The organism is Bradyrhizobium sp. SZCCHNR3119, assembly GCF_032487775.1.
In the GTDB taxonomy this organism is placed as follows: domain Bacteria; phylum Pseudomonadota; class Alphaproteobacteria; order Rhizobiales; family Xanthobacteraceae; genus Bradyrhizobium.
In genome coordinates this window covers 1659410-1680237 of record NZ_JAUEUV010000001.1, presented here as the reverse complement: position 1 = coordinate 1680237, position 20828 = coordinate 1659410, and the positions used below count along the sequence as shown (strand labels likewise).

Sequence of the window (20828 nt, the reverse complement as noted above, 5' to 3'; positions counted from 1 at the left end):
ATCCGACAAAAGCGAGGTGCTCCAGTGAATATTCTGTCATTCCATTTCGGACACGACTCGGCGATTGCGTTGATCCGTGACGGAGTTGTGGTGGCATGCCAGCTCTCAGAGCGGATAAAACGTCGGAAGCACTTCATTGGTATCAGCGACGAGCTGATCGAGCTGTTTCTTTCGCGCAACGGCATCTCGGTCGACGAGATCGACTGCTGCGCGCTGACTTCGACCCAGCGGGAAGATCTGTATATCGAGAACAGCGGCTACTTTCAGCTGAGGTTTGCACGCCACGAGGATGACGTCGTGCATTCGGCGATCGAGGCCGAACTGAAGAAGCTCGATCTGCCGCCGATTGATGCGTTCCTGGGTAAGACAGTCGAGCAGCGTGCGCGGCGGCTTGCGCGCGTCGTCGTGCCGCATGCCATCAATCCGGTGTTCCGGACGTCCTCGACGTCGTTCACGTTCTTCCCGTGGATGGACTATTTCTCGGTCGCGACGCCGACACCCTACGACACGATGGAACGTATTGCGGAGCAGGCCGGCGAGCTCGGTATCGACTACAGCGGGAATAAGTTCGGATTCCATTTTCCAGCGTCGGTCACGATATTTGGCAAGTCGATGCCATGTTACATCATTCATCATCATGCGACCCATGCGGCGTGCACGTATTATCTATCAGGAATGCGTTCCGCAGCAGTCATGACCACGGATGGCGGCTCGGGTTTGGAGCGTGGGGGCTGGTGGAGCTACGGAAGTGGTAACCAGCTGTATCCGATCGCGCCACACTATCTGGAGGTCGGTGGGATATATGCGCAGACGGCGAAGGCCGTATTGAGGCTCGGCTCGTCCGCCGACGGTAAGATGATGGGCTTGGCGCCATATGGCTCGCCTTCGTTGTTCGATGAGAAACTCGTCGGTAACGCATTTGATTACGATGTTCTCGCAAAGAACGGAGAGTTTCCGTTTGCAGAGGAAAAGCGTTACGCATGGGAGAGGTTCGTGCGCGAACGGATTCCGACGCTGGGCTACGACTTGAGCACGTTCGGTGATCCCGACAGTCCCCTGGATGCCGTCAATGCCGATCTTGCTGCGAGTGTGCAGCGGATTTTCGAGGCAACTCTCATGAAGGCGGCCCGGGCCACGGCCGATCTGTTCGAGCGGCGTGGACTTCGCGTGGACGGTCTCTGCCTGGCCGGAGGCAGCATGCTGAATTGTCCGACCAACACGCTGATTTATCAGTCTGGACTGTTTGGCGACTTGTTCGTTCCACCGTTCACCGACGACAGCGGCTGTGCGATCGGTGCGGCTCTTTGGGTCTATCACAACCTGCTGGGCTTTTCGCTGGTGGAGCGGTCGGCGATATTGCCTGCTGACCCGTATCTCGGCAATCTGTGGGCGGCGGAAAGCAGGCTGGCAGGGAGGCCCTCGTCAAGAGCGCTTTCGATCGAGCATGTCGAGGCGGCCGCAATTGCATGCGCGAGAGACATTGCGTCGAACAAGATCGTGGCGTGGTACGAGGGACGAAGCGAGATTGGGCCGCGTGCGCTCGGTCATCGATCGATCCTGGCAGACGCCCGGATCGCTGATAATTGGCGAAGGGTGAACCTCGCCAAGCAGAGGGCAACTTGGCGACCGTTCGCGCCGGCGGTTCTCAAGGAACATGCGTCGGACTATTTCGAGGGCGCGCCGCCAAATTCTCCCTACATGTTGTTCAACGCTCGCCTGAAGCGCAAGGATCTGCCTGCGGTGACGCATGTCGACGGGACATCACGCATCCAGACTGTGACGCGTGAGAACGGCCTGTTTCATACGGCGCTGTCGGAGTTTCACAAGCTGACAAATTGTCCCGTGGTGATGAATACCTCGCTCAACGGACCGGGGGAGCCCATCGTCGAGACGCCGGAGCAAGCTCTGCAATTCATCGGCAATGGTTATGCAGACGTGCTCTATCTCGACGGTGTCCGGATCGCTCCGGTCGAGATGGCCGCACGGGAGGCCCAGGGCTTGGTCCAGTAATGCCGCGCCATCCGTGGCTGACAGGGGACTTAGGGCCTGATCGCACCACGTTATCGGGAGACCACATGAGCGCCTTATCGCAATTCGCGGCTGAGCAGGGGATACGATATTTTTTGGTTGCGTTCACCGATCTCGCGGGTGTCCTGCGGGCGAAGCTGGTTCCTGCGGGCGCGATAAGCGAGGCAGAAGAGGGCGGAGCTGGGTTCGCCGGCTTCGCGGCCTGCTTCGATTTGAGCGCGGCGCATCCTGATATTATCGCCCGACCGGACCCCAGCGGGACGGTACGGCTTCCTTGGAAGCCCGAAGTTGCCTGGGTGCCGGCCGATCTCTACCTGGACGGAGAGCCGTTCGAACAGTCGCCGCGCAACGTCCTCAGGCGGCTGGTGCGAGGCGCAGGGCAGCGCGGACTGCAACTGATGACAGGCGTCGAGCCGGAATTCTTTCTGTTGAGTCCGGATGGTGCAGACGTGGCGGATAGCGCAGACCGTCAGAGCAAGCCCTGCTACGATCAAGTGACAATCATGCGCAATTACGAGATCATCCGCACGATTTTCGATGCGATCGAGACGCTCGGCTGGGAGCCGTATCAGTGTGACCACGAGGACGGATCCGGCCAGTATGAACTGAACTGGAAGTATTCATCGAGCCTGCAGACGGCTGATCGCCACTCGTTCTTCAAGTTTATGGTTCGCACTATAGCCGAGCGGCACGGGATGCGCGCGACCTTCATGCCGAAGCCGTTCGAGGAACTGACGGGCTCTGGGTGTCATGTGCACGCGTCAGCTTGGCGGGAGGGGCGCAATATCTTCTTGGACCCCACGGATCGTCTTGGATTGTCGGACACGTGCTACGAGTTCATCAAGCTACTGCTGCGGTACGCTTCGCCGATGGCTCTTTTGACCAACCCTACCGTGAACAGCTACAAGCGTTTGAACGCGCGCAGCACGACGTCGGGAGCGACGTGGGCGCCGACCGAGCTGAATTGGGGTGGCAATGATCGTACAAAGACGGTGCGCGTGCCGGCCCCCGGCCGGGTCGAGTACAGGCTGGGAGACGGCAGTGCCAATCCCTACCTTCTCCAGTCGGCATTGCTGGCGTGTTTGCTTGAGCTCGATGACCAGGCGGCTCATTTGCCGTCCGAAGACGGGTCTCGGCAGGCGCAGACGCTTTCGTTTCCACGCAATCTGCTCGATGCAATCCGCGCCTTCGAGCGGTCGGACGTGCTGCGTAAATACTGCGGCGGGGCGTTCGTCGAGGCCTATGCGAAAATCAAGACCGCGGAATGGGACTGCTTCCACTCCCATCTGAGCACCTGGGAGCGGACGGCCTTGATCGATTGCTGAGACTGGACCTAGGCAATAGGCAGAACTGCCAGAATGAAGGCGAGGGTTGTAATCGATCGTAATGTCCCTCGCTCCGCCCCATATTTCGGCCATGTGTTGCAGCTTACGCATAGCGGTCCGAGCGATTCGCAAGGTACATTAATGCTGTAGCCATTCCCGGCCTGGAGCCTTGATGACATGCAAGATCGGATGACCATCGGCGACTGGGCGCTCCTTGTGATGCTCTCGGTGCTGTGGGGCGGATCGTATTTTTTTGCCAAGATCATCGTTCGGGAGGTCCCGCCGCTCACGATTGTCTTCTTTCGTTTCTTTCTCGGGGCTGTCGTTCTGCTCGGCTACATACAGTGGCGCCGGATCGAGCTGCCGCATGGACCTGCGGTTTGGCTGAACTTCGCGGGCATGGGGCTTCTCAACAATCTGATCCCCGGCGTTCTCATCACCTGGGGACAAACTGCGATCTCGAGCGGCCTAGCCTCGGTTCTCGTTGCGACAACCCCGATCTTCTCAATCTTGCTGGCCTACAAGATCGGCAACAACCGCGAGACGTTGTCGAAGGCCAAGATTCTCGGCGTCACAATGGGTCTGCTCGGCGTCATGATCCTGGTCGGCATTGAGGCGCCGACTTATTCGGAACGTGCGATCGTTGCCGTGCTGGCGTGCCTCGCGGCCGCGATTTCCTACGGGTTCGCCAATATTTTCGGCCAGCGATTCCGGCGACTTGGGATCTCGCCTGCCGTGGGCGCGTTCGGCCAGATTGCCGCAACGTCCGTCATGATCATGCCGTTCGCGTTGGCCATGGAGCAGCCCTGGCACCTGCAAATTCCATCAGTGAGGGTATGGCTTGCGATCTTCGGCCTGTCATGCCTATCGACCGCAATCGGCTACATGATCTTCTTTCGCGTGCTCGATCGCGCCGGGGGCACAAATATCTCCCTTGTGACACTTCTCGTCCCTGCAAGCGCGATCCTTCTTTCATGGGCAGTCCTGGACGAAGGGCTGACCGGGACCCAAGCGCTCGGAGTAGCCTGCATCGCGACCGGTCTGCTCGTCGTCGACGGTCGAATACCGGCACTCCTGCGGTGGTATCGGCGCTAAGGGCTGCGGGATGACATTGATCCCGGTGAGGGCGTCGCGACGGTGCGGGCTCGATCTGGATGGGACGTCGTGCCGCTATGCGGCTTGGTCGGACTAGGTCGCTGCCGCCTGGGATTGCGCCTCGATCTGTTTCCAATAAAACATGCAGCCTTCCATCTTTCCATACGGATCGGAACCGAAATACGGGATCGTGCCCGCGTGTACGAATCCCATCCTCTCGTAGAGGTTGTGCGCGGTGCCCCCCGTCGCGGTCGTTACCACCATCAACGAGCGCTGCCGTGCCCGCGCCGTGCGCTCGGCTGCGGCAACCAGTTGGCTGCCGATGCCCTTCCCGCGGTGCGAGAGGCTGGTCATGACTTTTCCGATTTCGCATCGATGAGATTGATTGTCGCCGCAGTCGAGCAATATCGAAAGCGTTCCGACAAGACGCGTCCCATCGAGTGCTCCCAGGATAATGCGATTACCGGAAGCGACCGACTCGAACGATTTCTGCCAGAATGCCAGGGCGGCCGATTTCGCAAGGGGATGCATGAAGTTCAATGTTGCGCCGCCGGCTACAGTCTCCATGAGCATATCGGCAAGCTGTTCACGGATGTCTTCGCTGTTATCGAGTTCGACGATCTCAAGCTTGGAATTCGGCATCGCAGCTCCTCGCGCACTGACGGTCATCGGTTCGGTTTGTGCAGTTATTTGACTACAGCCAGACCTGAACTATGGCAAAGATTTTACCGCATTTCTACTGGCGGACTGATTCGGGATGCAGACTTGTTGTCGGTGTACGGTTGTCAATGCGAGTACCTTGAGGCTTTCGGGCAGCGGTACGCTCGGTGCGGATAGCGGATCAACTACGGTCGCGGGCGGAATCCTCGGTCTTGGCGGGACCACTCAGACCCAAATGCCGGAGCTGTTATCCGAGCCGAGGTCGGGAGTCGGACTGGTACGTAGTACCAATGACGCCGTCGAAGAAAACGAGGCGCGCCGAGGGAAGGGGCCAGCCCGGAAGGAACCCTGGCGAGCGCGGGAGGGGCCGGACACAGAGCCGGATCACTCTTCCATCCGGGCTCGCACGGGTGAACGCGGCGGCCCACGGGGCCGTCCAGACCCAGTTCGACGCCCTGCTGCATCACATTGATGTCGATGCGCTCGAACGAGCGTTCTGGCATCAAAAGCGGCGGGCGAGTGCGGGAGTCGATGGGATCACGGTGGAGGACTACGAGCGCAATCTGGAGAGCAACCTCCGGGACCTATGCGCCAAAATCCACACCGGGCGCTACCGACCACATCCGGTTCGACGCGTCTTCATCCCGAGAGCCGATGGAGGGCGTCGGCCGCTTGGTGTCCCGGCTCTGGAAGCATAAAATTGTCCAGGGTGCGGTTGCTGAGGTGCTGAGCGCCATCTATGAAGCCGACTTCCTCGGGTTCTCCTACGGCTTTCGGCCGGGGCGAAATCCGCACCACGCGCTGAGGTCGCCGCACACGGCGATCATGAGCCAGCGTGTGAACTGGGTGCTCGATGCCGACATTCGCAGCTTCTTCGATTTGGTTGACCACGAATGGTTGTTGCGGATGGTGGCGCATAGGATTGCGGATCCTCGGGTGCTCCGGTTGATCCGGTCATGGCTCCAAGCCGGTATCTTAGAGAGCGGTGAATGGTACGAGACGGACAGGGGTACGCTGCAAGGTGCGGGAATCAGTCCGTTGCTGGCCAACATCTTCCTGCACTACGTCCTCGATCTTTGGGATCATCAGTGGCGTCGGCGGCATGCGCGCGGTCAGGTAACGATCATGCGCTACGCCGACGACTTCGTGATGGGCTTCGAAGGCAGCCGACGCGCAGCGAATGATGAGTGACCCCAAGGAGCGGACGGCTAGGATCGGCCTGCAACTCCACGAGGAGAAAACGCGGTTGATCGAGTTCGGACGCTTCGCGTCCTCGACTCGAAAGGCTCGTGGCGACCAGCGACCTGAAACATTTGCCTTCCTCGGGTTCACCCATTACTGCGGGTGGACACGAGACGGCCGCTTCATGGTGAAGCACAAGACGCAGAGCACTCGCCTCACGCGCAAGCTGACGGCGATCCGGCAGGAGGCGCGGCAACGCATGCATCAGCCCTTGGCTCTTCGGCACCGCTGGATCGCCAGCGTTCTGCTCGGCCATTACGGCTACATCGGTATGCGGCACAACTGGCGGTCTCTCAACGCGTTCCAGCAAGACATTCGGCGAATCTGGTTCAAGTGCCTGAAACGGCGCAGCCAGAAGAACCGTCGCATGGGCTGGGACTGGTTCGAGGAGGTAACCGCGCGTCTGTCCCTACCGCTTCCGCGCATCACTCACCCCTGGACGCCACCAGGTGCCCCTTGCGGGTAACTTCTGGGAAGAGCCGGGTGCGGGAAAGCCGCATGCCCGGATCTGTGAGGGCGAAGCCAAATGGCCGAGCTACTCGACCAAGATCGGTCATTCAGAGCGATCGATTTGCTTTGCTGCTGTTGACGTCAAACGGACGCCAGGCCGATCACCATTGCTGAACTCGATTCCTGCCGACTCCAAAGCTCGACGCAGCTTGTCGACGGTCCCGGTATAGGCCGATATCGGTCCTGGAGTGCGTTCGATCCGTTTGATTGTTTCCACCGAGACGCCGGATTTCTCCGCGAGGTCGCGTTGTTCGATTCGAAGCATCGCACGCGCCGCTCTGATTTGTTCGCTGGTCAACATTACGCTCCAAGTGCAAATTTATGCACCTGAGGTGTTGACACGTCAGGGGCAAAGGATTACTCTAATAGCGTAACATCGATGCCTTTGCGGGCAAACAATGGCGCATGTCCGCCCCACAGATATCTGTGGTCGCGCCGACGGCGTATGCCGCCAATTTGGCTGCAACATCAGCCAAGGTGGTCTCGTAGCCGAGTGAGCAATAGTGAGCTTCCAATGTGCAACGACTCCGCCGAGACCACTCCTGGTCAGCAGCTGAACGAGCGATCATGCAGACGCAAGCGCGCACAATCGCCGGCTTGGGCGATGTCCCAGTACTGGAAAGACCCTCTTGACCAGATCGATTGGGATGCGCAGGCGGTCCGCCTACTCATCGAAGCGGTCTGTGGTGTTGCACGGACACCGCTGCCATTTCGCCATGCGAGAGACAATGATTATTGCGCGACGCAGCGAGTGTCTCTGCAAGACGCGCCGGGAATGGAAGAAGGCGAATGAGCATCGTATCGATCATGGCCGCAATCCTCGAAGATGAATTGCGAGCGCACGGCGTTCTCAAGCTGACCCAGCTCGATTGTGAGATAATGGTCCAAAACATGATCGAGCGTACGGCCGAGCTTGCGGTAGACATCAAACAGTGTTTGCTGGAGCCAAAACCGAACGACGGAACCTGATAGTCTGCTCAGAACCTGACAAGGCCGCACGCGCCTTTTGCGACGACGACATCGATCTAAAGCTTGCCTCGAACCGGCGGTTTTGACCCGAAGTGGAGGTTTGACTATTCCCACAAAGTCCATTCGTGCTGAAGCAAACGACCGAGAGAAAGCCTGATGTTTAGTATCTCCGATCCATCTCCGGACAGAACGATCTGCGGGCAGCAACCTAAGCAGCCGTGAAAGACTCTTCCTAGCCCCGGCGTCCCCGTTTTTCCGTTGCCAGTTAACGATCCCGAACACTCCTCGTCATTTCTTTTCATACGCCAGGATACTAACGCGCTAATTGCCTCGTTGCAGTAGCTCGCTGCTTGCCTTCTCTGATCATCCCCATCTGAGGCCGCTCGGGACGGCCTCGTTGGCGGGGACGGCAGTGGAAAATCATCCGATACAATCGGAAGTCGTTTCGCGTGGGGCGCGCATGCTGCGCACTGCGTTTGGTTCAGCTATCGCCCGCTTTCTTGAAGATTCAACTGTCGTTGAGGTGATGCTCAACCCCGACGGGCGATTGTGGATTGATCGCCTGTCAGACGGCTTGGCAGACACCGGACAATTCGTGTCGGCGCAGGACGGAGAGCGCATTGTCCGATTGGTCGCTCATCACGTGGGTGTCGAGGTCCACGCAGGGAGCCCGCGCGTCTCGGCTGAATTACCGGAGACTGGGGAGCGCTTCGAGGGACTATTGCCGCCGGTGGTCGCGGCCCCAGCCTTCGCTATTCGCAAACCAGCCGTCGCCGTTTTCGCGCTGGACGACTATGTCGCCAAAGGAGTCATGATCTCGTGCCAAGCCGACGCTTTGCGGCGCGCGGTTGGCGCACGCAAGAACATCCTCGTGGCGGGCGGCACCTCAAGTGGTAAGACGACGCTGACCAATGCACTGTTGGTCGAAGTCGCCAAGACCTCGGACCGGGTTGTTCTCATCGAAGACACCCGTGAACTTCAGTGCAAGGCACCAAACCTTGTCGCCTTGCGCACCAAGGACGGCGTGATCTCGTTATCGGAGCTTGTCCGATCGTCGCTGCGCCTGCGCCCGGATCGGATTCCGATCGGCGAAGTGCGCGGTCCGGAGGCTCTCGATTTGCTCAAGGCCTGGGGCACAGGCCATCCCGGGGGCATCGGCACCATACACGCCGGCAGCGCGATCGGTGCTTTGCGCCGGCTCGAGCAACTCATTCAGGAAGCGGTCGTCACCGTGCCGCGCGTCCTGATTGCGGAAACCATCAACGTCATCGCTGTGCTTTCCGGCCGCGGCAACGAACGCCGGCTCGCCGAGCTCGCCAGTGTCGAAGGTCTCGGAGCTTCGGGCGACTACGTTCTTTCAGCCATAGGGGACCCACAATGAAGTTCGATCAATCGGGCATGCGAGGGATTGTAGGGGCGGCCACGTTCGCAATCACCTGCCTTACCATCACTTCAGCATCGGCTGCCGGCTCCAACATGCCATGGGAGCAACCGCTCAACCAGATCCTGCAATCGGTTGAGGGCCCCGTCGCCAAGATCGTCGGTGTCATCATCATCATCGTCACCGGACTCTCGCTCGCGCTAGGCGATACGTCCGGGGGCTTCCGCAAGTTGATCCAGATTGTGTTCGGCCTGTCGATCGCGTTTGCGGCCTCGAGTTTCTTCCTGTCGTTTTTTTCATTCGGCGGGGGAGTTGTGATCTGATGGACGGACAGATCCCAGGATTTGAAGCACCGGTCCATCGCGCGCTCACCGAGCCGATCCTGATGGGCGGGGCGCCACGCTCGATCGCCATCGTCAACGGCACGCTCGCGGCTGCCCTTGGCATTGGTCTGCGCCTCTGGGTCGCGGGCCTCCTGCTTTGGTTCGTTGGTCACATGGTCGCTGTCTGGGTGACCAAGCGCGACCCTGCCTTTGTCGAGGTCGTCCGCCGGCATCTCCGGATCCCCGGTTATCTCAACACATGAGGTCTCCTATGATGAATCTCGCCGAATACCGCCGATCCAATACCCGCCTCGCTGACTTCCTGCCGTGGGCCGCTCTTGTCGATGAAGGAATCGTCCTGAACAAGGATGGGTCGTTTCAGCGCACGGCGAGATTTCGGGGACCGGACCTCGATAGTGCGGTGCCGGCCGAGCTCGTTGCTGTCGCCGGCCGTCTCAACAATGCGCTGCGGCGCTTGGAATCAGGCTGGGCGATCTTTGTCGAGGCGCAACGTCATTCGGCAGGTGCCTACCCGCCCGACACGTTTCCAGATGCCGCATCTGCGCTGGTCGACGCAGAGCGAAGGGCGCAATTCGAGGAAGCTGGCGGACACTACGAGTCGAGCTATTTTCTGACCTTCCTCTATCTGCCGCCGGCCGAAGTGACGGCGAAAGCCGAACGGCTGCTCTACGAGGGCAGCAACCGTACCGTCGATGCCGATGCGCACGAGATCCTCCGTGGCTTTGTGGACAGGACCAATCGTGTGCTGCAGCTCGTGGAAGGCTTCATGCCGGAGTGCGCCTGGCTCGATGACGAGGCGACGCTGACCTACCTGCATTCGACGATCTCGACCAAGCGGCATCGGGTCAGGGTGCCCGAAATCCCCATGTATCTCGATGCGCTGCTCGCCGATCAGTCGCTAACCGGTGGTCTCGAACCGATGCTTGGGTCGGCGCATCTGCGCGTCCTGACGGTGGTTGGGTTTCCGACGGCAACGACGCCCGGAATCCTCGATGACCTGAACCGCCTGCCGTTCGCCTATCGTTGGTCGACCCGCGCCATCATGCTCGACAAGACGGATGCGACGAAACTCCTGACCAGGATCAGGCGGCAGTGGTTTGCTAAACGAAAATCGGTGGCCGCGATCCTCAAGGAGGTCATGACCAACGAGGCTTCCGCCCTTCTTGATACCGATGCCCACAACAAGGCGTTGGATGCCGATGCAGCGCTCCAGGAATTGGGGTCTGACCAGATTGGAGAAGCGTTCGTCACGGCGACCATCTCGGTCTGGGATGACGATCCGGCCACCGCCGACGAGAAGCTCCGCCTCGTCGAAAAGGTCATTCAGGGGCGTGATTTCACCTGCACGATCGAGACGGTCAATGCCGTCGAGGCCTGGCTCGGCAGCCTCCCGGGCCATGTCTATGCCAACGTCAGGCAGCCGCCAATCTCGACTTTGAATCTGGCGCACATGATTCCGCTGTCCGCGGTGTGGGCCGGAGAGGCGAGGGACCATCATTTCAAGGCTCCGCCGTTGTTCTTGGCCAAGACGGAGGGCTCGACTCCGTTTCGCTTTTCACTCCATGTCGGGGACGTCGGACACACGCTGGTGGTTGGACCGACCGGTGCCGGCAAATCGGTGCTGCTGGCGCTGATGGCGCTGCAGTTTCGCCGCTACCCAGAATCGCAGATCTTTGCCTTCGATTTCGGGGGATCCATCCGCGCTGCCGCGATCGCCATGGGCGGCGACTGGCATGATCTCGGCGGTGCTGTCAGCGGGGAGACTTCGGAGTTCGTCTCCTTGCAGCCGCTTGCAGGGATCGACGATGTCGGCGAGCGCGCTTGGGCGACTGACTGGATCAGTTCGGTCCTAAGCCGTGAACGCATTGAGGTCACGCCAGAAGCCAAGGAGCATATCTGGTCGGCTTTGAGCTCGCTAGCCTCCGCGCCGACCGAAGAGCGCACGCTGACCGGTTTCTCCGTTCTGCTGCAGTCGAACGTCCTGAAGCGGGCCTTGCAGCCCTATTGCATTGGCGGGCCCTACGATCGTTTGCTCGATGCCGAAAGCGAACGCCTGGGCCAGACGTCCGTGCAGGTTTTCGAAACCGATGGCCTCATCGGGACCGCCGTTGCGCCCGCTGTTCTAGCTTATCTGTTTCACCGGATCGAGAGCCGCTTTGATGGTCGGCCGACCCTGCTCATCATCGACGAAGGGTGGCTCGCCCTCGACGACGCGGACTTTGCCGGGCGCCTGCGCGAGTGGCTGAAGACCCTGCGCAAGAGGAATGCCTCGGTCATCTTCGCCACCCAATCGCTGGCGGATATCGACGGCTCAGCGATCGCACCGGCTATTATCGAGAGCTGTCCGACACGGATCTTGCTCCCGAACGATCGCGCCATCGAGCCACAGATCATGGATATCTATCGGCGCTTTGGGTTGAATGACCGCCAGATCGAGATCCTGGCTCGCGCCATACCCAAGCGCGACTACTACTGCCAGTCGCGTCGCGGCAATCGCCTGTTCGAACTTGGTCTCGGCGAGGTTGCGCTTGCCTTCACCGCGGCTTCCTCAAAGGCCGATCAGGCGCTGATCGAACAAGTCGTTGCCGAATACGGCCGTGATGGTTTTGTGTCCGGCTGGTTGAAAGCACGCGATATCGCCTGGGCGACGGACCTCATTCCTCATCTTGCTCAATTGGAGGCGTCTAGATGAATCGCGTGTGCCGTCTTGCCTTTGCCGGAATCATAGCGGTCACCCTCGCTATCGGAGTCAAGCCATCCTCGGCGCAGTTGGTTGTGTTCGACCCCAACAATTATGCGCAGAACGTACTGACTGCAGCTCGTACCCTGCAACAGATCAACAACCAGATCGTGTCGCTGCAAAATCAAGCGCAGATCCTGATCAACCAGGCGAAGAATCTGGCGACGCTGCCGTTTTCGTCATTGTTGCAGCTGGAGCAATCGATCCTGCGAACCCAGCAGCTTCTTAGCCAGGCTCAGCGGATCGCCTACGACATCCAGCAGATCGATCGTGCTTTCTCCACGACCTATGCGTTCGCATCATCGAGCGTTTCCGACCAGGCGTTGATCACGAACGCGCAAAGCCGGTGGCAGAATGCAATGGCAGGCTTGCAGGATGCATTGCGGACGCAGGCCTCGGTCGTCGGCAACCTCGACACAAACCGCACCCAGATGTCCGCTCTTGTCACCGCGAGCCAAGGGGCGACCGGTGCGCTGCAAGCGACCCAGGCCGGCAATCAGCTTTTGGCGCTGCAGGCCCAGCAACTTACCGATCTCACGGCGGTCATCGCGGCTCATTCGCGCGCACAAAATCTGGAGTCCGCGCAGCATGCGGCCGCCCAGGACCAGGGCAGGGAGCAACTGCGGCGTTTCCTGACCCAAGGCGCCGGCTATCAACCCACAACCGTGCAGATGTTTCACTGATGAAAGCGAAAATGTTCGAACGAATTCCAACCTTCGCAGCCATCGTGGTTGTTGTCCTCGTCGTTGCTGCCTGTGCGATTCGGCTACGTGGCGACGACGAGCAGACAAACCCACCCGCGTCCGCCGACCTGACATTGGTTCCATTGCCGCCAAAGCTTGCAGGGTGCCGCTCCGTAACCAGCGAGAAGGATGACGCTCTGCCCGAGTGTCGGAAAGCCCGGGCAGACATACGTGGCCCGGTTCTTGGACAGAGAGCTCCCATACCGTCCGATGCTGCGGCTGCCCAAGCAGGCTCCTCGTTGTTCGTTGCGCCCAAGGATGAGAGTCGTCCGCCGTTTGACGAGCCTTCGATCCAAGAAGCGGGGAAGGAGTGACCTATGGGAGGTACGGGAATCATTGATCAGTTTCTAGAAACGTTCACCCGGTACATCGATTCAGGGTTTGGACTGCTCGGGGGCGAAGTCGGATATCTTGCCACAACGCTCGCGGCAATCGATGTGACGCTGGCAGGCCTGTTCTGGGCATGGGGGGCCGACGAGGACATTCTGGCTCGGCTCGTCAAAAAGACCTTGTTTGTCGGTGTCTTTGCGTTTCTGATCGGCAATTGGAGCAAGCTCGCACGCATCGTCTTCGAGAGCTTTGCCGGCTTGGGGCTGAAAGCGTCCGGCACCGGCCTTTCCTCGGCCGACTTCTTGCGGCCGGGAAAGATTGCCCAGGTCGGGCTCGATGCTGGTCGGCCCATCCTCGATTCGATCTCGGGGCTGATGGGCTATGTCAGTTTCTTCGAAAACTTCATCCAGATCTCGGTTCTGCTGTTTGCCTGGGTTGTGGTGCTGCTGGCCTTCTTTATTCTGGCCATCCAGCTCTTCATCACCCTGATCGAGTTCAAGCTGACGACGCTGGCGGGCTTCGTGCTGATCCCCTTCGCCCTGTTCAGTAAGACCGCCTTTGCCGCCGAGCGCGTGCTAGGCAACGTGATTTCGTCGGGCGTCAAGGTTCTGGTGCTGGCCGTCATCGTCGGTATTGGGTCGACGCTGTTTGCGCAGTTTACGGCCGGCTTTGGCGGCAATCAGCCGACCATCGATAACGCCATGGCACTCGTGCTCGGCGCGCTTGCGCTTCTCGGCCTCGGCATCTTTGGACCGGGAATTGCCAACGGCATCGTGTCGGGCGGACCGCAGCTCGGTGCCGGCGCCGCGGTCGGCACCAGCTTGGCCGCAGGGGGCGCCGTCGTTGCAGGCGCGGGCCTTGCCGCCGGTGGTGTCGGAATCGCTGGTGGCGCGCTGCTGGGCGGAGCCCGTGGGGTCGCCTCGGTTGCGAGCGGGGCAACCAGTGCCTACCGAGCCGGAGGACTGTCGGGGGTCGCCAGCGCAGGCGGCTCGGCGATTGTCAGTCCATTGCGCCGTATGGCTGCCGGGTTCGCAAGCGGCTCGTCAACGAGTGACGCAGCACCGGCCTGGGCGCGTCGCATGAAGCGCGCACAGACCGTAAATCAAGGCGTGTCCGCTGCCAGTCATGCTGTCCGCAGTGGTGATAGCGCAGGTAGCGGAGCCTCGGTTGATCTGTCCGAGGGAGGGCACTGATGTTCAAGCGGCCATCCGTGCACTACGGCAGCACGCCGCAGCCGGTGACGCCCTACCAGAAGGCAGCGCAAGTCTGGGACGAGCGCATTGGCTCGGCCCGGGTCCAAGCCAGGAATTGGCGGCTGATGGCATTTGGATGCCTGTTGTTGTCCGGTGGGTTCGCCGCCGATCTCGTCTGGCAATCCGCCCAAGGCACGATCACGCCGTGGGTGGTGCAGGTTGATCGTCTCGGCCAAGCCCAGGCGGTTGCACCGGCAAGTTCTTTCTATCAGCCGACTGATCCGCAGATCGCGTTTCATCTCGCGCGATTTATCGAGGATGTGCGAAGCCTGCCGACCGACGCCATCGTGCTGCGGCAGGACTGGCTGCGAGCCTACGATTTCACGACCGATCGTGGCGCAGCCGCGTTGAACGATTACGCGCGAATGAATGACCCCTTTGCCAAGCTAGGCAATACACAGGTTGCGGTCGAGATCTCCAGCGTTATCCGCGCCTCGCCGCAAAGCTTTCGGGTGGCATGGACTGAGCGTCGCTACGATAGCGGTCAGCTCGCCGCGACCGAGCGCTGGACCGCGATCCTTTCCGTGATCATCGAAACCCCACACGACACCGATCGGCTGCGCAAGAACCCGCTCGGCGTCTATGTCAATTCCATCAACTGGTCGAAGGAGCTCGGCTAGTGAGAAAGCCTGCACCTTTATCGGTCGGTCTAAAGCGCAAGTGCGCTCCCATGGGCCTCGCCGTTCTCGTAACGGCCGCGCTTTCCGGCTGCACGACGTTTAAGCCCCCGGAGATCAGTTATGACGACAATGTACCACCATCTCCTGATCTACCAATGCCGGCTGGCGAACATGCGCGTCCCCTGCACGTCCCACCGCCCTGGACACCAACCCGCGGCGGCAAGATGGGGAACAAAGAAGCGAACGAGCCAGCGGAGCGGATCGCGACGGCCAATGATGCCGCGCGGGTCGAGCCGCGGCGGGGAGGGTACTTCAACGCCGTCCAGGTGTTTCCTTACAGCCCCGGTGCGCTCTATCAAATCTATGCCTCGCCGGGCCAGATTACCGATATCGCGCTCGAGCCGGGCGAGCAACTGACCGGTTCTGGACCACTTGCGGCCGGTGACACCGTGCGCTGGATCGTCGGTGATACCGAGAGTGGCAACGGAGATACCAGGCGCGTCCACATCATGGTCAAGCCGACGCGGACTGCCATCGAGACCAATCTCGTCGTCAATACCGACCGACGGACTTACCTTATTGAGCTGCGCTCCCGCGAAAAGCCATACATGCCGTCGGTCGCCTGGTTTTACCCGGAAGATAGGCCCGGTCGCTTCAAGACTTTGCCGTTGACCCCGTTCATCCCGGAGATGGAGCAGCGCCGCTACCGCTACGTCATTGAGGGCGACAGCCCGCCCTGGCGGCCAGTCAACGCGTATGATGATGGCCGAAAGATCTATATCGAATTCTCACCCGGGATCGCACAGGGTGAAATGCCGCCGCTGTTCGTCGTCGGCCAGGACGGTAAACCTGAGCTCGTCAACTATCGCGTCTACAAAAATATCTTGATTGCCGACCGTCTGTTCGCCGCGGCCGAACTGCGCCTCGGCGGAGAGAAGCAGCAGATAGTCCGAATTGTAAGGAACGACGGGAGCCGATCGTGACGGACAATGGCTCAAGCGAGACCGTCGGTCGGGCATCCGGACCAAGATCGTCATCGACCGATCACACGAAGGCCGTACGACTGGGTGCAGAGTTCCCAAAGATCACGCGGCTCTCCCGCAAAGTTCTTGCCAGCGGCAGCGCGCTGGCTTTGTTGCTCATCGCTGGCGCGGTGCTATGGGCCTTGGGCAACCGGCCGCACAATCCTGCACCGGAGGAACTCTACAGCATAGATCATCACAACGTTGCAGACGGTCTGACGAGGTTGCCGCAGGACTATGGCACCGTTTCCCACGAGGCCACCCGACCTGTACCGCCATTGCCGAACGACACGGGCCGCGCCAGCGTAACGGCGCTGTCAGCAATCGGCCTTGATGCTGAGCAACAACGTGCCAACCAGGAAACCGAGGCGGCTCGGACCAGCAAAGTATTTGCATCGACAATCGCGCCGACGATGTCGCCGCATGCCGCATCTCAGGAAGCCGCCACCAACGCCACGGCATCATCCTCCGACGAAACCCTCACGCAGAACGGGCAGGATCGCAAACTGCTGTTCGTCAATGCTCCCGTCGATCGGCGGACCACAGCGCCCGATAGACTTTCACGTCCTGCATCTCCGTATGTCGTGCAAGCGGGGACCATCATTCCGGCGGCGCTCCTTACCGGGATTCGCTCTGATCTCCCCGGCCAAATCACTGCACAGGTGACAGAGGCGGTCTATGATACTCCTTCCGGCCGTGCAAAACTTATCCCGCAGGGCGCGAGGCTCATCGGCGTCTATGATAGCCAGGTCGCATTTGGCCAGTCGCGGGTGCTATTGGTGTGGACGCGTCTGATCATGCCGGACGGTCGCTCGATCGTGCTGGAACGGCAACAGGGCGCGGATGCAGGCGGATCTTCCGGTCTCGAGGATGAGGTCGATAACCATTGGGCAGAGCTGTTCAAGGCAGCGCTGCTGTCAACCACTCTTGGCGTCGGAGCAGAGCTTGGCTCTGGTGCGGATAGTGGCAGCAACACCGACATTATTCAAGCGCTCCGCCTGAGCGGGGCGAATTCCTTGAACCAGACTGGACAACAAGTTGTTCGAAGGAATCTCAATATTCAACCAACTCTGACAATCAGACCGGGTTTCCCGATACGAGTTATCGTCAATCGTGACCTGGTGATTGAACCATGAAGCGAACGATACAAATGACTAAGCTCAAGATCGTGGCGATTGAAGAGGACAGGCCGGTCAGTCTGACGGTCAGGATGCCAGCCAGTACTCATCGCGATCTGATCGCCTATGCCGAAATTCTCAAGCTCGAAAGCGGAAAGTCGGTCGAACCGACGTCGCTGATCGTGCCCATGCTGACACGGTTCATGGCAACTGATCGGGCGTTCGCGCGAGCCAGAAGAAAGCAGCTTCAGAAAGGAAAGGATGTTGGATAGCGTTCAGCCAATAGCTTGACGAAATCCCTTAGCGGAGGACTTTGGTTATCCTCCCTCCATGCTGCGGCGAACTCCAGGCGGCTTGGTCCAGCTCCATCCCGGACCTCTCGATATGTTAACCCGGAGAAATTGGCGCCGATGTCGGATTCGAGCACAAGACTTAAGCCGAGCCCCATGGAGACCAGGCTCTTGATGACGCCACGGCTGACGTCGTGCCGTTCGATCCGCAGGCGATCGCCTGTTGACGTAAGCTTTGTGGTCAAAAGTCCCTCCAACTCACGGCCCGGATCATACTGACTTAGCAAGATCGTTTGGTCTTGCAGGTCCGTCCAGTAGACGACATCCTGCGCAGCAAGGGTATGATCCTCCGACAGGACGACCAGGATGCGCTCACTCCAAAGTGGCAACACCTTGCTGTAAAAGGATGGTGCGTCACCTGTTACAATGTGAATGTCGATGGCTCCATTGCGAAGCGCGGTCACAAGCCGCGCTCTCGATCGTTCGATGGTGCCAAGGCGCACATGCGGAAATCTCTTCCGAAATTCGAGCAACGTCGCACGAAGGTTGCCAGTCGTCAGTGACGTGCAGAATCCGACTGTGAGTCGCCCAGATTCACCCCGTCCATTTGCTTTGGTCACCGCTACGATCATATCCATCTGATCAAGCACGGATCGCGCCATGCGGAGAAATTGGTGTCCCGCATCGGTGACTTGAACGCCGCCGCTCGTTCGAGCAAACACCGCTACCCCGAGCCTGTCTTCGAGTTGACGAATGGAGCGGCTAATAGTGGATTGCTTCATCAGCAATGCTTCCGCAGCTTGCCGGATGCTGCCGTAATCCGCCGCTAACACCGCATGTCTAAGCTGCCGAAGGTCAATGCCCGAAAGTTCGCTGCTGCTGTGCGGCCTAACATTGGAATAGGGCATAAAAAATCACGTCGGTGCGTAGTGAAACCGAAACAATTGCACCATGAGTTTTCGCGATTGCCGCCCGGTGCGCCGTAGGCGCAAGTCGGAGAACTGAAAACTCTGGTATGACTATAATGCTTGTCATGGTAATTAGATACCAAAATCTTAATCGTAAGTAAATTTCAGCGTCCGCAGACCGCTTTCAAGTTTGCGCAGTCAAGCAGAAACGGCTCTGTGAGATCGCTCAAATGCGACCTTCACGGATCGCCCAGTCATTGGGGTCGATTCGTTTAGCGCTAGGCATGTCGTGCGACAGATCACAGGGGGACTAACCGAGGGATTCCGCTGGATCGGCGATGTAGAAGTGGAATCATCATCGAACATTGGGTAACCTGGCCTACCTGCTCCGTCAGGCGATCGAACGGAGCCGGATTAGGGCGTGGATTCATAAACTCTTGTCCAGAGGCGTGCTGAGGCGAGAGCTATCGCGGCGAGGAAGTTGCGCGCGAGCTTATCGAAGCGGGTAGCGATGCGCCTGAAATGCTTAAGCTTGCAGAAGAACCGCTCAACGAGATTGCGCTGGCCATAGATGCGTCGGCTGACGGAACGTTGGACTACTCGCTGGCTGGTGGCCTTGCGTCGGGTCTCGGTATCATCCTGAAACGTCTCGCGAGGAGCGTTCACTCGTTCGCGGTAGAACGTTGCAATCGCGGGATGGAGTAGGGGCGCCAGGATCTCGGCTAGCTACCTCCTTAGATTGCCTTTCAACAATCAAGCTGGACCATGTCGACGTTGATACTTTCAGCCGGGCCACCCCCTAGGATTTCGTTGAGTAGGCTGTCGAATTCTCGCTCAATCCTTTTCAGCTCAGAGGCTGCAGTCTTAAGGTGGGCTAAAACTTCCATTCGCAGCGGTTCATTTCGCGTGCGAAGCTCGTTGCGGAATTCCTCGAATAGCGCCTTTGCATCACGGTTGACTTGCGGACTCCAGAAACGGCGCCTTGGTTCACTCTAGCGCTGTGGTTCGCCGGAAGGGGTGAACTCCAGACCGCAAGTTATCTGATCCCTCATCGAGGAGCCGTCATCGACGTCACCACGTTGCGTAGCTCATTGACAAATTCAGCGACCGCTGGATTGCGCCTTTCACCGGTGCGAAACGCGACGAATATCCGCCGTGTGATGATTGGCCGGATTTCCTTGAGGCGCAAAGCGCCGATATAGTCGCGCCCGCGCAGCCCGGGGTTGATTGAAATCGAGCAACCCGCCTCGACCATCGCCCGGACGACCTCGAAGCTATGGCAGCGGCCATTGATGATCGGATCGTATCCGGCGTCGCGACACGCACGGACGATGACTGCCGAATAAGTCGCCGATGTCGTATCCAAAACCCATCGTTCGGTCGCTAACTCCGGCAACGTGAGATGCGGACGCTCGGCCAGCGGATGGTCGGGCGGCAGCAGAACGTACAGGTGGTCGTCCAACAGATGCTGCATCTCGACCTGCGTCTCCGAAAGGCCTGCCGATGCGGTCAGATCGTCGACGATTACGACATCCGCCTGCCAGGCGCGTAGCGCGGCCAGGCTGTCATCCGGCTCCATCTCCTCGAATATTGCCACGAGATCCGGGAAGCGGGCCGACAGCGCCCGAATCGCCGGCGGAATGAGAGAGGCAGCGACAGAAGGAAATGCCGAGACTCGCAGTTCGCCGGCGACAGTCTTCTTCAGCTCCGCGAGGTCGGTCTTGGCTTCCTCCAGAATGCCGATCACCCGTCCGGCGTGGTCGACGAGCCGCTGTCCCGCCGGCGTAAGCCGCACGCCGCGGCCGCGGCGCTCAACCAATTCAATTCCCGTCTCGTCCTCAAGCTGCGCGATCTGCTGCGACACGGCTGACGGGGAAATCAGCAAGGCTTCGGCCACCGCTGCCATTGTTTTTCGCAGCGAAAGCTCACGAAGCGTGCGAAGCCGGGCGAAATCCATGAGGAAGCCTCAACAATTGCCCAGAAGGGCATCATGCATATTTTCTAACGTATAGCCCAAATTTAATTAAGTAGACCAGCATTATTCGGCAATTGTAGCGTTGGTCCTGTGAGCTGTTCGGCCTTTCGCAAACTCGGAGGAAACACTTTTCGAGCCCGGCTGAAGCTCTCTTGGAAGGCGTGTCGAGGACGACGCGAGGCGCAATGCGATGCTGCCAACGTGGCTTTGCGATCCGTTCGGAGGGAACGACGAGTTCGTCCGCACCGGCACGGTGGAGTAGCGACAACGACAAA

At 59.6% G+C, this 20828-nt stretch carries 22 protein-coding genes and 2 pseudogenes; 18 read left to right on the top strand and 6 right to left on the bottom strand.

The features are described from left to right. Nucleotides 1-24: 24 nt before the first annotated feature. Nucleotides 25-162, top strand: a pseudogene (locus QX034_RS34015) (hypothetical protein); the annotation flags it as partial. Here the strand turns inward: QX034_RS34015 and QX034_RS34010 are convergent. Continuing rightward, complete coding sequence (locus tag QX034_RS34010) at nt 106-414, bottom strand: hypothetical protein (RefSeq protein ID WP_410050924.1); 309 nt, start codon at nt 412-414, stop codon at nt 106-108. The pseudogene QX034_RS34015 and the gene QX034_RS34010 overlap by 57 nt on opposite strands. Here QX034_RS34010 and QX034_RS08030 point away from each other — a divergent pair. From QX034_RS08030 to QX034_RS08020, 3 genes are all read left to right on the top strand, one after another. Then, complete coding sequence (locus QX034_RS08030) at nt 406-2010, top strand: carbamoyltransferase C-terminal domain-containing protein (protein ID WP_410050923.1); 1605 nt, start codon at nt 406-408, stop codon at nt 2008-2010. The genes QX034_RS34010 and QX034_RS08030 overlap by 9 nt on opposite strands. Before the next feature lie 65 nt (nt 2011-2075). Continuing rightward, a complete protein-coding gene (glnT, locus tag QX034_RS08025) occupies nt 2076-3353 on the top strand; it encodes a type III glutamate--ammonia ligase (RefSeq protein ID WP_316195208.1) in 1278 nt (425 codons plus the stop codon). Between the two features lie 177 nt (nt 3354-3530). Further along, nucleotides 3531-4448 carry a DMT family transporter gene (locus QX034_RS08020; protein ID WP_316195206.1) on the top strand — a complete coding sequence of 306 codons (918 nt, stop codon included), beginning with the start codon at nt 3531-3533 and terminating at the stop codon, nt 4446-4448. 93 nt (nt 4449-4541) lie between these two features. On the opposite strand, the gene QX034_RS08015 is transcribed toward QX034_RS08020, so the two are convergent. Continuing rightward, the gene (locus QX034_RS08015) at nt 4542-5090 is read right to left on the bottom strand and encodes a GNAT family N-acetyltransferase (RefSeq protein ID WP_316195205.1); all 549 of its coding nucleotides are present in this window, start codon (nt 5088-5090) and stop codon (nt 4542-4544) included. Between the two features lie 672 nt (nt 5091-5762). Here QX034_RS08015 and QX034_RS08010 point away from each other — a divergent pair. Both QX034_RS08010 and QX034_RS08005 read left to right on the top strand, forming a co-directional pair. Then, nucleotides 5763-6299 carry a reverse transcriptase domain-containing protein gene (locus tag QX034_RS08010; RefSeq protein ID WP_316195204.1) on the top strand — a complete coding sequence of 179 codons (537 nt, stop codon included), beginning with the start codon at nt 5763-5765 and terminating at the stop codon, nt 6297-6299. Then, nucleotides 6292-6816 carry a maturase gene (locus tag QX034_RS08005; protein ID WP_316195202.1) on the top strand — a complete coding sequence of 175 codons (525 nt, stop codon included), beginning with the start codon at nt 6292-6294 and terminating at the stop codon, nt 6814-6816. Before QX034_RS08010 ends, QX034_RS08005 begins: the two co-directional genes overlap by 8 nt. Before the next feature lie 87 nt (nt 6817-6903). On the opposite strand, the gene QX034_RS08000 is transcribed toward QX034_RS08005, so the two are convergent. Then, nucleotides 6904-7161, bottom strand: coding sequence for a multiprotein-bridging factor 1 family protein (locus QX034_RS08000; RefSeq protein WP_316195201.1), 258 nt, complete (start codon nt 7159-7161; stop codon nt 6904-6906). Between the two features lie 488 nt (nt 7162-7649). Here QX034_RS08000 and QX034_RS07995 point away from each other — a divergent pair, with 488 nt between their 5' ends. The 12 genes from QX034_RS07995 (at nt 7650) to QX034_RS07945 (ending at nt 17652) form a co-directional block, all read left to right on the top strand. Further along, nucleotides 7650-7829: a hypothetical protein gene (locus QX034_RS07995; RefSeq protein WP_316195199.1), complete on the top strand. Its 180-nt coding sequence runs from the start codon at nt 7650-7652 to the stop codon at nt 7827-7829. Nucleotides 7830-8289: 460 nt separating this feature from the next. Further along, complete coding sequence (gene trbB, locus QX034_RS07990) at nt 8290-9210, top strand: P-type conjugative transfer ATPase TrbB (RefSeq protein WP_316195198.1); 921 nt, start codon at nt 8290-8292, stop codon at nt 9208-9210. Between the two features lie 17 nt (nt 9211-9227). Next, nucleotides 9228-9533, top strand: coding sequence for a TrbC/VirB2 family protein (locus QX034_RS07985; protein ID WP_316196051.1), 306 nt, complete (start codon nt 9228-9230; stop codon nt 9531-9533). Further along, complete coding sequence (locus tag QX034_RS07980) at nt 9533-9796, top strand: VirB3 family type IV secretion system protein (RefSeq protein ID WP_012041758.1); 264 nt, start codon at nt 9533-9535, stop codon at nt 9794-9796. Before QX034_RS07985 ends, QX034_RS07980 begins: the two co-directional genes overlap by 1 nt. Before the next feature lie 8 nt (nt 9797-9804). After that, nucleotides 9805-12246: a conjugal transfer protein TrbE gene (gene trbE / locus QX034_RS07975; RefSeq protein ID WP_316195197.1), complete on the top strand. Its 2442-nt coding sequence runs from the start codon at nt 9805-9807 to the stop codon at nt 12244-12246. Next, complete coding sequence (gene trbJ, locus QX034_RS07970) at nt 12243-12977, top strand: P-type conjugative transfer protein TrbJ (protein ID WP_316195196.1); 735 nt, start codon at nt 12243-12245, stop codon at nt 12975-12977. Before trbE ends, trbJ begins: the two co-directional genes overlap by 4 nt. Beyond that, nucleotides 12977-13351, top strand: a complete 375-nt coding sequence (gene trbK-alt / locus QX034_RS34005; RefSeq protein WP_410050920.1) for a putative entry exclusion protein TrbK-alt — start codon at nt 12977-12979, stop codon at nt 13349-13351. Before trbJ ends, trbK-alt begins: the two co-directional genes overlap by 1 nt. 3 nt (nt 13352-13354) lie before the next feature. Continuing rightward, nucleotides 13355-14560: a P-type conjugative transfer protein TrbL gene (gene trbL, locus QX034_RS07965; RefSeq protein WP_316195194.1), complete on the top strand. Its 1206-nt coding sequence runs from the start codon at nt 13355-13357 to the stop codon at nt 14558-14560. Continuing rightward, entirely contained in the window at nt 14560-15240 is a 681-nt protein-coding gene (gene trbF, locus QX034_RS07960; RefSeq protein WP_316195192.1) for a conjugal transfer protein TrbF, read from the top strand. Before trbL ends, trbF begins: the two co-directional genes overlap by 1 nt. 50 nt (nt 15241-15290) lie before the next feature. Further along, nucleotides 15291-16223, top strand: a complete 933-nt coding sequence (trbG, locus tag QX034_RS07955; RefSeq protein ID WP_316195190.1) for a P-type conjugative transfer protein TrbG — start codon at nt 15291-15293, stop codon at nt 16221-16223. Then, on the top strand, nt 16220-17398 hold the full coding sequence (locus tag QX034_RS07950; RefSeq protein ID WP_316195188.1) for a TrbI/VirB10 family protein: 1179 nt from the start codon (nt 16220-16222) through the stop codon (nt 17396-17398). The genes trbG and QX034_RS07950 overlap by 4 nt, the downstream gene beginning before the upstream one ends. A 14-nt stretch (nt 17399-17412) precedes the next feature. Then, the gene (locus tag QX034_RS07945; RefSeq protein WP_316195186.1) at nt 17413-17652 is read left to right on the top strand and encodes a DUF2274 domain-containing protein; all 240 of its coding nucleotides are present in this window, start codon (nt 17413-17415) and stop codon (nt 17650-17652) included. Here the strand turns inward: QX034_RS07945 and QX034_RS07940 are convergent. The 3 genes and pseudogenes from QX034_RS07940 to QX034_RS07930 all read right to left on the bottom strand — a co-directional run bounded on the left by QX034_RS07940 (nt 17628) and on the right by QX034_RS07930 (nt 20535). Beyond that, complete coding sequence (locus tag QX034_RS07940) at nt 17628-18578, bottom strand: LysR family transcriptional regulator (RefSeq protein WP_316195185.1); 951 nt, start codon at nt 18576-18578, stop codon at nt 17628-17630. The genes QX034_RS07945 and QX034_RS07940 overlap by 25 nt on opposite strands. 414 nt (nt 18579-18992) lie before the next feature. Further along, a pseudogene (locus tag QX034_RS07935) lies at nt 18993-19187 on the bottom strand (transposase); the annotation flags it as partial. A gap of 439 nt (nt 19188-19626) precedes the next feature. Then, nucleotides 19627-20535, bottom strand: a complete 909-nt coding sequence (locus QX034_RS07930; protein WP_316195182.1) for a LysR family transcriptional regulator — start codon at nt 20533-20535, stop codon at nt 19627-19629. Nucleotides 20536-20828: the final 293 nt, after the last annotated feature.